At 60.6% G+C, this 14931-nt stretch carries 9 protein-coding genes and 2 pseudogenes; 3 read left to right on the top strand and 8 right to left on the bottom strand.

The window, feature by feature from the left end; all coding sequences use genetic code 11:
- Nucleotides 1-3 precede the first annotated feature (3 nt).
- The 5 genes and pseudogenes from ACF8R4_RS16580 to ACF8R4_RS16560 all read right to left on the bottom strand — a co-directional run.
- Nucleotides 4-1059: a tetratricopeptide repeat protein gene (locus ACF8R4_RS16580; RefSeq protein WP_392492939.1), complete on the bottom strand. Its 1056-nt coding sequence runs from the start codon at nt 1057-1059 to the stop codon at nt 4-6.
- Between the two features lie 288 nt (nt 1060-1347).
- Nucleotides 1348-2763 carry an efflux transporter outer membrane subunit gene (locus ACF8R4_RS16575; protein WP_104834675.1) on the bottom strand — a complete coding sequence of 472 codons (1416 nt, stop codon included), beginning with the start codon at nt 2761-2763 and terminating at the stop codon, nt 1348-1350.
- Nucleotides 2760-5939, bottom strand: coding sequence for an efflux RND transporter permease subunit (locus ACF8R4_RS16570; RefSeq protein WP_200929382.1), 3180 nt, complete (start codon nt 5937-5939; stop codon nt 2760-2762). The genes ACF8R4_RS16575 and ACF8R4_RS16570 overlap by 4 nt, the downstream gene beginning before the upstream one ends.
- A 12-nt stretch (nt 5940-5951) precedes the next feature.
- On the bottom strand, nt 5952-7193 hold the full coding sequence (mexE, locus tag ACF8R4_RS16565) for a multidrug efflux RND transporter periplasmic adaptor subunit MexE (protein ID WP_019099270.1): 1242 nt from the start codon (nt 7191-7193) through the stop codon (nt 5952-5954).
- 464 nt (nt 7194-7657) lie between these two features.
- Nucleotides 7658-7786: pseudogene (locus tag ACF8R4_RS16560) on the bottom strand (transposase); the annotation flags it as partial.
- A 404-nt stretch (nt 7787-8190) separates the two neighbouring features.
- Here ACF8R4_RS16560 and ACF8R4_RS16555 point away from each other — a divergent pair.
- Entirely contained in the window at nt 8191-10503 is a 2313-nt protein-coding gene (locus tag ACF8R4_RS16555) for a phosphatidylinositol-specific phospholipase C domain-containing protein (RefSeq protein ID WP_392492937.1), read from the top strand.
- A gap of 219 nt (nt 10504-10722) precedes the next feature.
- Here the strand turns inward: ACF8R4_RS16555 and ACF8R4_RS16550 are convergent.
- From ACF8R4_RS16550 to gspG, 3 genes and pseudogenes are all read right to left on the bottom strand, one after another.
- Nucleotides 10723-10909, bottom strand: a pseudogene (locus tag ACF8R4_RS16550) (IS3 family transposase); the annotation flags it as partial.
- Nucleotides 10881-12071 carry a type II secretion system F family protein gene (locus ACF8R4_RS16545; RefSeq protein ID WP_060499876.1) on the bottom strand — a complete coding sequence of 397 codons (1191 nt, stop codon included), beginning with the start codon at nt 12069-12071 and terminating at the stop codon, nt 10881-10883. The pseudogene ACF8R4_RS16550 and the gene ACF8R4_RS16545, both read right to left, overlap by 29 nt.
- An 11-nt stretch (nt 12072-12082) precedes the next feature.
- Complete coding sequence (gene gspG, locus ACF8R4_RS16540; protein WP_003253843.1) at nt 12083-12508, bottom strand: type II secretion system major pseudopilin GspG; 426 nt, start codon at nt 12506-12508, stop codon at nt 12083-12085.
- A 185-nt stretch (nt 12509-12693) separates the two neighbouring features.
- On the opposite strand from gspG, the gene ACF8R4_RS16535 reads away from it, so the two are divergent.
- Both ACF8R4_RS16535 and ACF8R4_RS16530 read left to right on the top strand, forming a co-directional pair.
- Nucleotides 12694-13287, top strand: coding sequence for a lytic transglycosylase domain-containing protein (locus ACF8R4_RS16535; RefSeq protein WP_060499939.1), 594 nt, complete (start codon nt 12694-12696; stop codon nt 13285-13287).
- Nucleotides 13288-13437: 150 nt separating this feature from the next.
- Nucleotides 13438-14898 carry a HAMP domain-containing sensor histidine kinase gene (locus tag ACF8R4_RS16530; protein ID WP_164524565.1) on the top strand — a complete coding sequence of 487 codons (1461 nt, stop codon included), beginning with the start codon at nt 13438-13440 and terminating at the stop codon, nt 14896-14898.
- The last annotated feature ends 33 nt before the right edge of the window (nt 14899-14931 follow it).

Below are 14931 nucleotides of genomic sequence, written 5' to 3'. Positions count from 1 at the left end.
TACCTACAAGCCCTGTTGCAGCATGGGGTCGTCAGGGTTTTGCCGCTCCAGCTCGGCCAGCAGCACCTGCACGTTCTGAAGCTGGCCGGACTCCTTCGAGTACTGAATCAGCAGCACCCGCGCCCGGCGATTGGCTGGCTGGCGATTGAGCACGGTTTCCAGTTGCTTCTGTGCGGCGTCGAGTTGGCCCAGCTCATGCAGGGTAACGGCCAGGGTATAGCGGTAGTCGGCGTTGTCCGGCTCCAGCTCGACGGCGCGGGACAGGGCCAGCAAGGCATATTCGCGCTGTTCGTGGCGGTTTAGCCAAAGCCCTAGCTCGTACTGCAGAAAGGACGAGTCGGGGCTTAGCGCCAAGGCTTGCCCCAGCACCTGGCGGGAGGCATCGTGATGCCCCTGGCGCTCGAGCAGGCGTACCTGAGTAGCCAGGGCGTCGAGGTTACCGGGGGCGACCGCCAGCGCTCGTTGCAGGGCTGTGGCGGCCTGGGTGTAGTCGTTCTCGTGCAGATAAAGGCGCGCCAGGTGCACTTGGGCATCGGCATCCTCGGGCTGTTGCTCCAGCGCTTGCTGGTATTGCTCGAGGGCTGCTTGCAGCGGGCCGAAATACAGGCCAATGGCGTCGGGGTCGAGGCCCAGCAGGGCATCCACGGCGGCAAAACGCACGCTTTGCTCGTCGTCGTCCAGCAGCGGGCCGAGCACCAGGCTACGCTGCGCCGCCGGTAACAGACGGCGGATACCGGCAATGGCCGCTCGGCGCACCAGCGGGTCGGCATGCTCCAGGTCCTGGCGGGCGAGCTTCAATGCCTGGGGCGAGGGGTAATTGGGCAGTTCGGCGTACAGTGCTGCACGCCGGATGGCGGGCAAGTCATTACGTTGTAATTGCTGATACAGCACCCGTGCCGCACCGGGCTGGCCGTCGTGGGCCTGGCGCAGGGCCTTGGCGTAGCTGTGTGCCGGCAGGGTCGGTGCGGCTGGCGGGGTGTCGCGCCACAGGTAGCCGAACAGGGCCAATACCAGGATCAACAACAGCAGGGCGATCAGGTAGCGGTTGCGTCTGGGCATCGGACGGTCCGTGGCGGCGGGAAGGGCAGAGCTTGGGCCAGCTGGGGGGTAAATGCAACCGAGCCACCTTGGTTTGGGGCTCTGCGCAGCCCATCGCCGGCAAGCCAGCTCCCACAGGAATTGCGCATGGCTTGAAATCAACGCTGTCGAGGTGGGAGCTGGCTTGCCGGCGATGGGCCGCAAAGCGGCCCCGCTTTCTTTTGCCATAAAAAAGCCCCGCGGACCAAGGCCTGCGGGGCAAACGGTTGGGGGAGGAGCCAACCAAAGGAGTCGTTCAAGCGGGGTGTATCAGTGTGCGCTGGCCACGGTTTCCGGTTGCCAGCCACCGCCCAGGGCCTTGTAGATCGAGACAATGCCGCGGTACAGCTCGACTTCGCCCTGGGCCTGCGCATCTTCTGCGCTCAACCGTTCACGCTCGGCATCGAGCAGCACCAGGTAGTCGACCGTCCCTTCGCGATAGCGGATCGAGGCCAGCTCTGCCGCCTTGCGGCTGGCATCGCTCTGACGCATCAGCGACAGCAGCCGCTGCTGGGTCTTGTCGTAATCGCTGAAGGCATTGGCCGACTCTTCCAGGGCCAGCAATACCTGCTGCTCGTAATTGGCCAGTGCCCCTTCGGCATCGGCCTTGGCGCCGCGCAGGCGGGCCCGCACACTGCCCAGGTCGAAGGCCGCCCAGGTAATGCTTGGGCCCAGTGCCCAGGCATTGGCGGCCGAAGAGCCGATTTGGGAGCCACGCGCGGCGGTAAAGCCCAGGAAGCCGCTGAGGCTGACGCGGGGGAACAGGTCTGCCGTGGCCACGCCTACGTTGGCGGTGGCGGCCGCCAGTTGGCGTTCGGCGCTGCGGATATCCGGGCGGCGGCGCAGCAGTTCGCCCGGATCGCCTACCGGCAACGCCTTGGCGATGGCCGGCAGGGCCTTGGGCGACAGGTCTACGCTGAGTGCCTCTGGGCGCTGGCCGAGCAGGGTGGCAATGCGATGACGCGCCCGCGCCTGTTCAGCTTGCAGTTGCGGCACAGTGGCCTCGACCCCGGCCAGGCGTGCATCGGCACGCACCACGTCCAGGTCGTTGCCCACGCCGGCATCGCGCAGGGTTTCGGTAATGGTCCGCGATTCCTGCTGAGTCTTGAGGTTGGCCAGGGCGATCTTCTCGCGCAACTGGGCACCGCGTAGCTGCCCGTAGGCATCGACCAGCTCGGCGATCAGGCTGACCTGCAACTGCTGCAAGTCGGCGGCGGCTGCCGCTTCCTGGGCTTCGCTGGCCTCGATCTGGCGCTGGATGCGGCCAAACAGGTCAAGCTCCCAGGCCATGTCCAGGCCCAGGTCGTAGCGCTCGCTGTTCACCCGCTGCGTGGTCTGGCCGGGGATCTGACCCTTGCCAATGTCGCTGCTGGCACGGCTGGTGACCACCGGGAACTGGTCGTTCTCGGCGTCTTCACGGATCGAGCGGGCCGATTTCAAACGGGCGAAAGCCACGCGCAAATCACGGTTGCCGTCGAGCGAGGCCTGTACCAGCTGGTTCAGCACCGGGTCATCGAACTGCTTCCACCACAGGCTTTCGAAGCGGGTACGGTCGTAGGCGTTGGCCTGCACGTCGCTGTTCAGCTGCGCAGGTTCGGTGGCCGGGGCCTGGTAGTCCGGGCCTACCGCACAGGCCGCCAGGGCCAGTGCCAGCAGGCTTGGGGTCAGGGGTTTGAGCAGGTTCATGCAGGGTTCTCCAGCGAGTGAACGCGTGCGGCCTTGCGGGCCTGGCGACGCTCGACGAAACGGCGAATCAGGAAGAAGAACACCGGGGTCAGGAACAGGCCGAACACGGTCACGCCGATCATCCCCGAGAACACTGCCACACCCATGGCGTGGCGCATTTCGGAACCTGCACCGGAGCTGAACACCAGGGGCACCACACCCATGATGAAGGCGATCGAAGTCATCAGGATCGGCCGCAGACGCAGGCGGCAGGCTTCCAGCACGGCAGCCAGCGGGTCGAGGCCTTTGGCCTGTTCATCCTTGGCGAACTCGACGATCAGGATCGCGTTCTTGCACGCCAGGCCCACCAGTACGATCAAACCGATCTGGGTGAAGATGTTGTTGTCGCCACCCGACACGATCACACCGGTAATGGCCGACAGCAGGGTCATCGGCACGATCAGGATCACCGCCAGTGGCAGGCTCCAGCTTTCGTACTGGGCAGCCAGTACCAGGAACGCCAGCAGTACGCACAGCGGGAACACCAGCAGTGCAGTATTGCCCGAGAGGATCTGCTGGTAGGTCAGGTCGGTCCACTCGAAGGTCATGCCGTTGGGCAGTTCCTCTTTCAGCAGTTTCTCGATCGCAGCTTCGGCCTGACCAGAGCTGTACCCCGGGGCGGCGGCACCGTTGATTTCTGCGGTGATGAAGCCGTTGTAGTGCATGACCCGGTCTGGCCCGGAGGTGTCGCTGACCTTGAGGAAGGTCGCCAGCGGGATCATCTCGCCCAGGTTGTTACGCACCTTCAACTGGCCGATCTGTTCGGCATCGAGGCGGAACTGCTGCTCGGCCTGGACGTTGACCTGGTAGGTGCGGCCAAAGCGGTTGAAGTCGTTGGTGTACAGCGAGCCCAGGTAAACCTGCAGGGTGTCGAAGATGTCGGTGATCGCCACGCCGTGGGTTTTGGCCTTTTCCCGGTCGATGGCGGCATCGACTTGCGGCACGTTGACCTGGTAGCTGGTGAACAGGCCCGCCAGCTCCGGCACGTTGTGGCTTTTGGCGATGATGTTCTGGGTTTCCTTGTACAGCGCTTCGTAACCCAGGTTGCCACGGTCTTCGATTTGCAGGCGGAAACCACCAATCGTGCCCAGGCCCTGTACCGGCGGCGGTGGGAAGATGGCGATGTAGGCATCCTGAATGTCGGCGAACTGGGCATTCAGTGCAGCCGCGATGGCTGCCGCCGACTGGCTCGGGTCTTTGCGCTCATCGAACGGTTTGAGCGGGGTGAACACGATGCCGCTGTTCGGGCTGTTGGTGAACCCGTTGATCGACAGGCCCGGGAAGGCTACTGAGTCGGCAACACCGGGTTGCTTCAGGGCAATTTCGCTCATGCGCTTGATCACCGCCTCGGTGCGGTCAAGGCTGGCCGCGTCTGGCAGCTGGGCGAAGGCCACCAGGTACTGCTTGTCCTGGGCTGGCACGAAACCGGTCGGGGTGGACGAGAAGCCCAGGTAGGTCAGGCCCATCAGGCCAGCGTACACGAACAGGGCGATGCCGCTGGAGCGGATGACACGGCGCACACCACCGACGTAGCGGTTGGAGGCGCGGTCGAAGAACCGGTTGAACGGGGAGAACAGCCAGCTGCCCAGCAGCTTGTCGAGGAACCGCGAGAAACGGTCCTTGGGCGCATGGTGGTCCTTCAGCAACACGGCAGCCAGGGCCGGCGACAGCGTCAGCGAGTTGAATGCCGAGATCACGGTGGAAATGGCGATGGTCAGGGCGAACTGCTTGTAGAACTGCCCGGTAAGGCCGGAAATGAATGCAGCAGGTACGAACACGGCGCACAGCACCAGGGCGGTGGCGATGATCGGCCCGGTCACTTCGCTCATGGCCTTTTGCGTGGCTTCCAGCGGTTTCAGGCCCAGCCCGATATTACGTTCGACGTTTTCCACCACGACGATGGCGTCGTCCACCACGATACCGATGGCCAGCACCAGGCCGAAGAGTGACAAGGCGTTGAGCGAGAAGCCGAACAGGTGCATGACTGCAAAGGTACCGATCAGCGACACCGGCACAGCCAGCAGCGGGATGATCGAGGCGCGCCAGGTTTGCAGGAACAGGATCACCACCAGTACCACCAGCACCAAGGCTTCGAACAGGGTGTGTACCACTGCTTCGATGGAACCGCGCACGAAGATGGTCGGGTCGTAGACGATGCTGTAGTCCATCCCTTCCGGAAAGTCCTTCTTCAGCTCGGCCATTTTTGCCCGCACTTCGTCGGAGATCTCGATGGCGTTGGAACCGGGGCGCTGGAAGATCGGGATGGCCACGGCCGGCTGGTTGTTCAGCAGCGAACGCAGGGCGTACTGGCTGGAGCCGAGTTCGACCCGCGCGATGTCCTTCAGGCGGGTGATTTCGCCATCGGCACCGGCACGGATGATGATGTTTTCGAACTCTTCCTCGTTGACCAGACGGCCCTGGGTGTTGATCGACAGCTGGAAGCTGGTGGAGCCGGGGGCGGGCGGTGCGCCCAGCTGGCCTGCGGCCACCTGGCGGTTCTGCTCGCGGATTGCAGCGACCACATCACTGGCGGTGAGGTTGCGCGAAGCGGTCTTGTTCGGGTCCAGCCACACGCGCAGCGAGTAGTCGCCCATGCCGAAGAGTTGCACGTCGCCCACGCCGCCCAGGCGCGCCAGCTCGTCCTTGATGTTGAGGATGGCGTAGTTGGACAGGTAGAGCATGTCGTAGCGGTTGTCCGGCGAGGTCAGGTGCACGACCATGGTCAGGTCGGGCGAGGCCTTGTCGACGGTGATACCGATGCGGGTCACTTCCTCGGGCAGCTTGGGCTGGGTGCGGGTGACGCGGTTTTGCACCTGTACCTGAGCGTTGTCCAGGTCGGTGCCCAGGGCGAAGGTGATGGTCAGCGTCAGCTTGCCGTCCGCGGTGGACTGGGAGGACATGTACAGCATGTTCTCCACACCGGTAATGGCCTGCTCCAGCGGCGCGGCGACGGTTTCGCCGATGACCTTGGGGTTGGCACCGGGGAAGTTGGCGCGCACCACCACGGTGGGTGGCACCACTTCGGGGTATTCGCTGATCGGCAGCTGGAACAGCGAGATGGAGCCCGCGATCAGCAGCACCAGCGACAGCACCGCGGCGAAGATTGGCCGGGTAATGAAGAATTTCGAGAAGTTCATCGGTGTGGTCCCTTAACCGCGTGGCGCCTGGGCGCTGGCGACTTTCACGTTATTGCCCGCCACCTTCGGCGCCGGGTTGCTGGCCTCCAGGGCTTGGCGCTGCTGGGCGAGGGCGGCGAGGGTCTGTTCGCTGGCCATCTGGGTTTCTTCCGGCGTGACAGGTGAACCAGGGCGCACGCGTTGCAGGCCCTTGACCACGATGCGGTCATCCTTGCCCAAGCCACTGCGCACGATGCGCAGGCCTTCGAGCTTCGGCCCCAGCTCCACGGCGCGGTAGGCAGCCTTGTTGTCCTTGTCCATGACCAGCACGAACTTCTTGCCAAGGTCGGTGCCCACGGCTTCGTCGTTGATCAGCACGGCGTCGTACTGGGCGCTGCCCACCAGTTTCAGGCGCGCATACAGGCCCGGGGTGAACTGGCCGTCGCTGTTGTCGAACACCGCACGGCCACGGATGGTGCCGGTGCGCGGATTGACCTGGTTGTCGACGAAGTTCATCTGGCCCAGGTGCGGGTTGCCGCTTTCGTTGGTCAGGCCCAGGTACACCGGGGTGCTCTGGCCACGCTGGCCTTCGCGTGCCAGCTGGGTGTACTTGAGGTACACGCGCTCGTCGGCGTCGAAGTAGGCGTAGACCTTGTCGGTGGACACCACGCTGGTCAGCGGGGTGACATCGGCGCTGACGATGTTGCCGGCGGTGAACTCGGCGCGGCTGACACGGCCACTGATAGGCGCGGTGACGCGGGTAAAGCTGAGGTTAAGGCGTGCCAGGTCGAGCTGGGCCTGAATGGCATCGACCCCGGCACGGGCTTCGGCGGCAGCGCTGCTGCGCGACTCGGCCAGCTCGGCGGAGATGGCGTTGCTGTCACGCAGGCGTTCGCCACGGCGGGCCTCGTTGGCACTGCGAATGGCAGTGGCCTTGGCCTGTTGCAGCTGGGCTTCAAGGCGGCGGACTTCAGCCTGGAACGGGCGTGGGTCGATCTGGAACAGCAAGTCGCCTTTCTTGACCTGGGCGCCTTCGGTGAAGGCCACCTGGTCGATCTGGCCGGAGACCCGTGGGCGTACTTCGACGGTTTCCGGGGCTTCGAGGCGGCCGGTGAACTCGTCCCATTCGTTGATCGGTTGCTCGATCACCTTGGCCACACTGACCTTTGGCGCGGCGGGAGCCTGCACGGCGTCTGGGGTTCGACCGCAAGCGCTGATCACCACCACTGCCAGGGCAGCGAGGGGAAAGCGCAAAGGTTTGAGTGATTGTTCCATGGAGAACTCCGCCAATGTATGAGTAGTGGGCGGAGTGTGAGTGTGTTGCGCGTGAGGCACGAATCGAACGGGGCGAAGGTTATTATCACGCTGAATGATATGTGCGGGTCATTCATAGATGTCGGGCATGATTGGGGTTGAGTTGTACCCCGTTCGTGCCGGGGGCGTCAAACTATGCGTATGCGGTCACGGTCACCTGGGGAGGCTCGTGCCGCGAAGGAGGCGCAACGCGCCCCTTGGCACGATCTGCTCAGGAAGCAGAGCATCCAGCTCAGGTCATTGAGCATCAGTCGGCCTTTTATCAAAGCGAGACTTTGTCATGGTTTCGATGAAGTGATCATTGGGGAAACCCCGATCAAGTTTGCCCGAGCGCAATGAGCTACGTCTCGACCGGGTCAGAACCAGGGCTTTGCCCTCGTTCTTGCACGCTACAGGCGCACCTCTCCCGTAGCGCTTATAACTACCTACGCCGTCCACAGATTCGACAGCGCAAACAGCCCGCTCAGTTGCGCCGTGTTCTTGGCCAAGCCACGAAAGCGAGTCGTCACATAACCGAACTGGCGCTTGATCACCCGGAATGGGTGCTCCACTTCGAAATCGGAGAAGCTCATCTGACTCATGAGCAAGGCTTGCGTTCGGAGAATACCTAGCATTTTTGCTAGTTGCCTTGTGCAAGGCTACTCGGCAGAGTGGATGCGCAAGCAGCGGAAAAGCGGGTTCCGCATGAAGCTTAAATATACGCGATCCTTTAGATGTATTTATTGTCACTGTTTTTCCGGGTTTTGGTGCCCCTTTATGTTCATGCGCTCCGTAGCCGCTGAGGGCAGCCTTTAGCGGGGTGCCAATGCTGAATTATATAGCGCATATAGAGTTCTGAGATATTGCTAAGTGGAATGTCTGGGGGGGCAAATTTTCTACATTTTTTTTCGTGCTTTTGTATTGGCTATGGGCCTAGCGGATAATTACGCTAAGCAGAAAAGTGCAGAGGAGGAATATCATGATGAACGAGATTGCTTCGTGTGGTGTTGGGCTAAGGAGGTTTGAGTCGTTCATGCGCCTTCTCCGAGAAGCTCGTTGGAGTGGAGGTGCTCCTATATATCTGGCGCGTTGGTTGTTAGCGCTGCTCATAATGTTGTTGAGCGGTCTCGTGTCGGCGCAGCAGTCTAGTATCAATAACGCCCGGCCAGGTACGGTAGTGGACAAATCACGACCATTCAGTGACTATCAATGGGTGATGTCCCATAATTCATTTGTTACCAACACCTGGACGGGCACCCCTAACCAAGACCTGTCGATTTCAGAGCAACTAGCCCATGGAGTGAGGGGGCTTATGCTGGACACCTATAATAATCCAGTTCAGCTGTGTCATCCCAAGTTTGATTGTCAAACTACCTTGGCCGCAGCTCTGAATACCGTGGCTGCGTTTCTGGCGGCAAATACAGATGCCGTAATAACTATTCATTTTGAGGACTACGCTAGCAGAACAGCCATGCAGAATGCGTTCAATGCTGTTCCGACTTTAAAAAACTTTGTTTTCAATCCAAAAGGGCGGTGGGGCGGGCGCTCTCAGTGGCCAACGTTGCAAGAGATGGTTGACGCTAATCAGCGGCTCATTCTCATCACGCAAAAATCGGAAAATGCGGGTGCTTATGCAAACAACGTTTATATGTTTCATGATAAGGCTATTACCGTCGAGAACTACTGGTCTTTGGGTGGTACTATTTTTAGTCACGATTTAAGTTGCAAGACACGTTGGTCTGATATCCCCTTGAATACAAAGCGAGCCAGTCACACTGACTTCGATGGCTGGTCGCGGCTTTTTGTTATGAACCACTATCATGGTGTTCCCTTAAGTCTGCATAGTGGCGACGACAATGAAATTGGAGGTCGAGTGGGGCTCGTAGATCGGATTAATGGACAGTGCAAGCCAGCCGCTGAGCGAGCCCCCAATTTTATTGCGGTCGATTTTGTTGAACAAGGCGATGTTCTGGAGTATGTCGAGGCCCATAATAATGGGGGCATTGTTGCCTATGAGGGTAATAATGTAAGCCAATCTCTTGTTTGTACGTTCTCCACTGCGTTTGATCGGACCGTTAACTTGCAGGGGAGCGATCAGGCTCGGCTCGGATGCGAAAATGACGAAATGCGATCTTTTTCTATGTCAGGGGTAAAAAAGGGGACGCAAATTACATTTTATGACAGTCCGGATGGTAACCTGCAAGACGATTACGCAGTTGTCGACATTAAGCGCGATATTGGCCGTGACAAAGTGGTGAAGGTTAATACCTTCGAGCAGCCATTCTATAGCAATGATGATTATCAGATCGTTTGGGTCAAAAATAATGGGCTCGACGGGAAGGTAAGTCGAATCAAGGTGGAAAACGATGTGTCCTTCGATTTTTCAGGTGCGTCAATTGTTTTGTATGAAGGCAGGGACGGTAGTCAGAACAATGTTTGTACCATTAAGCTGGATGGTGACTATGCATTCAATTTTCCTAGCAGTCGGGGGTGCGATAATGATGAGGCTGTTTCCGCTCGCTTGCTCAAGGCAAGGAAGAATACGGTCATCCATTTTTATGGTAATTGGAACTCAAATACCTGTGATCAGGGCTGTGCAACCATAACTGTCAAGGAGGATGTAACCACGCCTGTCACAATTCCCAGGTTTGAAAACAATTGGACCAGCCCTGATCGCAAGGTCCAAGTTGTTCGTTCGGGCGGAACACAGCAACTTGATGGCAAAATATCATCGGCTCGGGTATCAATTGATCCCTTTGCTGGTCAGAACGTCGTACCAAAGGCAGCATCATCGGCTTCAGACGGATTTTGGGGGGGGTGGGGGCCACTCCGGAAATGCCAGGCCGGAAAATTTGTTTGGGGCTTCAGGCTGAAGAGTGAGCCTTACATGGGGAAGGGAGATGACACGGCTTTGAATGCCATCGAGATGTACTGCTCTAGGGATACTTCATTGCCAATTAAAAGTAAGGAAGGGCCATGGGGCTCACAGGTTACCGGTCCTGTCTTCTGTCAGCAAAGTGACGGCCCAGTGACCGGATTTAAGATTCGCATCGAACAGTATAAAGGCAATGATGATGATACTGCCGCCGGCAATGTGCGATTGTACTGCAGAAACGGGAAAGAGTTGGCGCTGGAACCGGGGGCTCAATGGGGAGAATGGAGTCAACGCTTCTCTTGCCCGACGGGTCAATCTGCAAATGGTTTTGCAACCCGTGTCGAGGATCCTTTTGATGGGGACGACACGGCACTCAATGGTATGCGATTGCACTGCGAGCTAAATGAGACACCCTAGTCGAGATGACAAGAGGGTGGGTCGTGTCTTTCCGGACACTGATTACGGTGATCACACCGCTTGCTGCTCCATCGCTATTGGCGACCGGTAGTTGTTGCGGCGCTGGAGCCAGATGGGGTGTATCGCATGAAGAAGCTGGTCATATCCTGCCTGGCTTCTTCAATTTCCTTGTAACCCTTGCTGGGAACATCCTTTTGCCAATCTCAGCTACTGAGTTGGGCTGCCTTGGTCTGAATGAATCATCACTTGCTGCTGTGGCTTGGGGCGCCACACGACGCATCACCAATGCGTCGATCGCCAGGTCGCTGCACATGCTGTGGTTGATTGACCAGCCAATCACCTGGAAGGAAAACAGATTCAGCACTGCCCCCGTCGCCTCAATGAATGCTTGAAGCCAGTTCGAATATCGGCATGTACATCAGGATCACGATCAGGCCGATCAGCAGGCCGATGAAGGTCATCAGCAGCGGTTCGAACAGTTTGACGAACCATTCCACCCAGCGGCCGATTTCCTGGTCGTGGAAGTCGGCGCAGCGCTCCAGCATCTCGCCCAGGTTGCCGGACTGCTCGCCGGCCCGCAGCAAGCGCAGCGACACCGGGGTAGCCAGGTGCCCGGCCTCCAAGGCATCGGACAGCGGCAGCCCTTCGCCCACCCGCTGGCTGGCCTGTGCCAGGCCTTGGCCTGCGGCACTGCCGAGCAGGCCGCGCGCCATGCCCATGGCGGTGAGGATGGGAATGCCACCTTGCAGCAGGATGCCCAGCGAGCGATAGAAGCGCGCCAGTTCGTACATCATCAAACGTTGATGCAGCGCTGGCAGCCGGCGCAACTGACAGGATGCCCAGCGTCGTACCCGAGGGTGGCGGCGCAGCAGCCACAGCGCCGTGACGCCACCTGCAGTGCCCAGCGCTAGTGGCAGTTGTTGCGCGTGCAGGAACAGACCGATCTGCATCAACACCCGTGACAGCCAGGGCAACTCGGTGCCCATGCCTTCGAACACCTGGCTGAAACGCGGCACCACGTAGCCGAGCAGGAACAGCACCACGCCGCCGCCTACCAGCAACAGCAGCAAGGGGTAAACCGATGCGCCCACCAGCTTTTGCCGGACCAGGTCCAGGCGCTGGCGATAGCTGATGTAGCGGGCGAGGGCGTCGCCCAGCGCACCGGTGCGTTCGCTGGACTGCACCAGCGCCACATACAGCGGCGGGAACACCCGGGGTTGCTGGCCCAACGCCTGGGACAGAGAGCGGCCTTCGTACAGCTGGCGCACCAGCTCGCTCAGCACCTTGCGTGTGGCCGCAGCAGGGGCTTTTTCTGCCAGGCTTTCCAGTGCGTCGATCAACGGCAGGCCGGCATTGAGCAGGGTCGACAGCTCCTGGCTGAACAGCACCAGGTCAAACGCCGCCTCGCGGCGCCAGGCCATGCCGCGCAAGGCGCCACCGTTGCTGCGCAGGCTGAGCACGCGCAGGCCTTGATCCTCGGCCTGGCGGCGGGCCTGGTCGGCGTCCTCGGCGTCGATCTGCAACTGCACCACACCCTGTCTGCCCAGGGCCTTGAGGCTGTAGCGCATGGTCGTTCTCCTTACTGCCAGCTGGTAATTTCGGCGTTTTCCCCGTCACCACCCGGCTGGCCGTCCTTGCCCATCGAGAGCAGGTCGTATTCACCGCCGTTTTCGCCGGGCTGCCGGTAGATGTATGGGCGGCCCCATGGGTCTTGCGGCACGGCCTTTTGCAGGTACGGGCCGGTCCAGCGAGCCTCGCCACTGGGGGCGACCACCAGCGCCTGCAAGCCTTGCTCACTGTTGGGGTAGTGGCCGACTTCCAGGCGGTACAGGTCCAGGGCCTTGCTCAGCCCCTCGATCTGCGCCCGTGCGACCTTGGCCTCGGAGCGGCCGAGCTGGCTGAAGTACTTGGGCGCGACGATGCCGGCCAACAGGCCGAGCACCACCAGTACCACCAGGAGTTCAAGCAGGGTGAAGCCACGTTGCGGGTTGGTTCTGCGCTGCATGGTGAAGCCCTCCACTGCATGGGAACACGCGTTGACAGGCACCATGCAACAGCCATGCACGTCTGCCTCGGGGCCTTGCGCCATGCGGCACAGGAAGCGGCACAGTGCTTGCGTCGTGGTCATTGACCTCGGGTTTTCCGGGGCATTTCCCCCACATCGGGGGCCACGACGAAGAGGCGACCGACATGCGTGGACTCATCCTCGGTTTGATCTGGCTGACGGCAGGGGTTGCCCAGGCTGATGTGTACATCTCAATCGATGCCAAGGGTGGCTACGTACTGACCAACGTCCATCGGCCCGGACGCCACTATGAAAAGGTGATCAACGAACCGCTGGCCCAGGCTGGCCCGGCCAACGCGCAGATGATCACTGGGCGCCCCTATGCCGAGGTGGTCGCCACTGCGGCACGCATCCACAATGTGCCCCCGGCGTTGTTGCACGCGCTGATCAAGGCCGAGTCCGGCTATAACCCCAAGGCCCGTTCGCCGGCGGGTGCGGTGGGGTTGATGCAATTGATGCCCGATACCGCTCGCGAAATGGGCGTGGAAGACCGCCTGGACCCGCAAGACAACGTGCAGGGCGGGGCCCGCTACCTGAAGCGCATGCTGACCCTGTTTGACAACGACATCACCCTGGCCGTGGCGGCTTACAACGCGGGGCCGGATGCCGTGTTGCGGCGCGGTGCGGTGCCGCCGTATGCCGAAACCCGCCGTTATGTACCTGCGGTGCTGCGCGAATACCGCAAATTGCAGGGGTTGGCAGATGATTCGCCTTTCTAGAGCTGCCTTTCAGGTCCATGCGATCTGTGTGGGAGCGCGTGTATGAAGTGAAAAAAACGTTACCCTTCGGCGGATGCCATCAATTTAACACTATGGTTTCCCCAACTCTGCGCTATAACCTTCTGAAGGTGCCCAGATGTGGAGTCCGCCATGGACATCGCCCCTCGTTCCGACGCCATCGAAGTGCCTGCCGGTAACGAGCTGGCTGCCCCGCGCAAGCCGTTCAACCTTTTGCGCTGGTATGCCTGGGTCAGCCTGGCCATCATCCTGTCGGTGGCTGCCGGGCTGGGGCTGATTTCCACCCGTTTCATCATCGATGAGAGCGTGGAGCGCGATGCCTTGCTCACCGCGCAATTCATCACCTCCATCGCCGACGCCGAAGTACGCCATGTGTCGATCCCCAACGTGCGCACCATGGGTGAGCTGATAGACCCGCGTACCGACCGCAGCAACCTGCCCGATGTCGACCCGGATGCCCGGCGCAAGGCGCGCGGCGAATTTCTCGACCATATCGCCCACCTGCCAGACATGCTGCTGGCCAATATCTATGCGCCGGACCGTACGGTGATCTGGTCCAGCAACCCGGCGCTGATCGGCAAGCTGATCAATGGCGACGATGACCTGGAGCGTGCTTTCGAATACAAGATGCGGGTTTCGGCCAGCTACCATAACTTCGAACAGGCCCGCGCCGAGCAGAAATTCGTTACCCCGCCCGAGCAGCTGTTCATCGAGAATTACATTCCGCTGTTCGATGCCGATGGCGAGAACGTCACGGCGATGGTCGAAATCTATAAAGAGCCCCATGACCTGATCGTGCGCATCGAGCATGGCCTGATCCTGATATGGCTGGCGATTACCGTGGGGGCCGCGCTGGTCTATATCGGCCTGTACGGCATCATGCACCGTGCCGCGCGGTTGCTGGCAGTGCAGCAGAAGCGGCTGATTAACAACGAGACCTATGTTGCACTGGGCGAGGTGTCGTCGGCGGTGGCCCACAGCCTGCGCAACCCGCTGGCAAGTATCCGTTCCAGTGCCGAGCTGGCCCAGGCGTTCGACGACGGCCCGGCCCAACGCCAAGTCAACGAAATCATCAGCCAGGTTGATCGGATGTCGCAGTGGATCCGCCAGATGCTGCAATCACTGCGCCCGCTGAACGACGAGGCCGTGGCGGTCGACTTGCCACAGGCGTTGCAGGAAAGCTTGCAAATTTATGCCGTGCCGTTGACACGCAGTGGGGTAAGCCTTGACCTGCAACCGTTACCGGCAGTGCAGGTATTGGGGCACCCGACGTTACTGCGGCAGGTGTTCAGCAGCCTGGTTGCCAATGCCCTGGACTCGATGGAGCAGGGCGGGCGTCTGCGTATCGAGGTGGTGCGCCAGAACCGGCGCTGCCTGACACTGCGCCTGTCCGACAATGGCAAGGGCATGAGCGAAGAGCAGCAGCGCATGGCCTTCCGGCCGTTCTTCACCACCAAACAGGGTGGGCTTGGGGTGGGGCTGGTGCTGGTGAAACGCATCATGGAGCGCTTCGGCGGTTCGGTTCGGCTCAGCAGCAGCGAGGGCCATGGTACGCGGGTATCGTTGACGTTCCGCTTGGTTCCTAGCTTATAACAAGCATTAAGTAAAATCTCTAAGTCATTGATT

Source organism: Pseudomonas sp. FYR_2, from assembly GCF_043106425.1.
GTDB lineage: Bacteria > Pseudomonadota > Gammaproteobacteria > Pseudomonadales > Pseudomonadaceae > Aquipseudomonas > Aquipseudomonas monteilii.
Note: the sequence above shows the minus strand (reverse complement) of the source record. Positions and strands in the feature narration are given on the sequence as shown.

What these genes read in the sequence shown, in the direction of transcription:
- ACF8R4_RS16575 (WP_104834675.1), bottom strand. Translation starts at nt 2,763, where the DNA reads ATGAACCTGCTCAAACCCCTGACCCCAAGCCTGCTGGCACTGGCCCTG.
- ACF8R4_RS16580 (WP_392492939.1), bottom strand. Translation starts at nt 1,059, where the DNA reads ATGCCCAGACGCAACCGCTACCTGATCGCCCTGCTGTTGTTGATCCTG.
- ACF8R4_RS16535 (WP_060499939.1), top strand. Translation starts at nt 12,694, where the DNA reads ATGCGTGGACTCATCCTCGGTTTGATCTGGCTGACGGCAGGGGTTGCC.
- mexE (WP_019099270.1), bottom strand. Translation starts at nt 7,193, where the DNA reads ATGGAACAATCACTCAAACCTTTGCGCTTTCCCCTCGCTGCCCTGGCA.
- ACF8R4_RS16570 (WP_200929382.1), bottom strand. Translation starts at nt 5,939, where the DNA reads ATGAACTTCTCGAAATTCTTCATTACCCGGCCAATCTTCGCCGCGGTG.
- gspG (WP_003253843.1), bottom strand. Translation starts at nt 12,508, where the DNA reads ATGCAGCGCAGAACCAACCCGCAACGTGGCTTCACCCTGCTTGAACTC.
- ACF8R4_RS16555 (WP_392492937.1), top strand. Translation starts at nt 8,191, where the DNA reads ATGATGAACGAGATTGCTTCGTGTGGTGTTGGGCTAAGGAGGTTTGAG.
- ACF8R4_RS16545 (WP_060499876.1), bottom strand. Translation starts at nt 12,071, where the DNA reads ATGCGCTACAGCCTCAAGGCCCTGGGCAGACAGGGTGTGGTGCAGTTG.
- ACF8R4_RS16530 (WP_164524565.1), top strand. Translation starts at nt 13,438, where the DNA reads ATGGACATCGCCCCTCGTTCCGACGCCATCGAAGTGCCTGCCGGTAAC.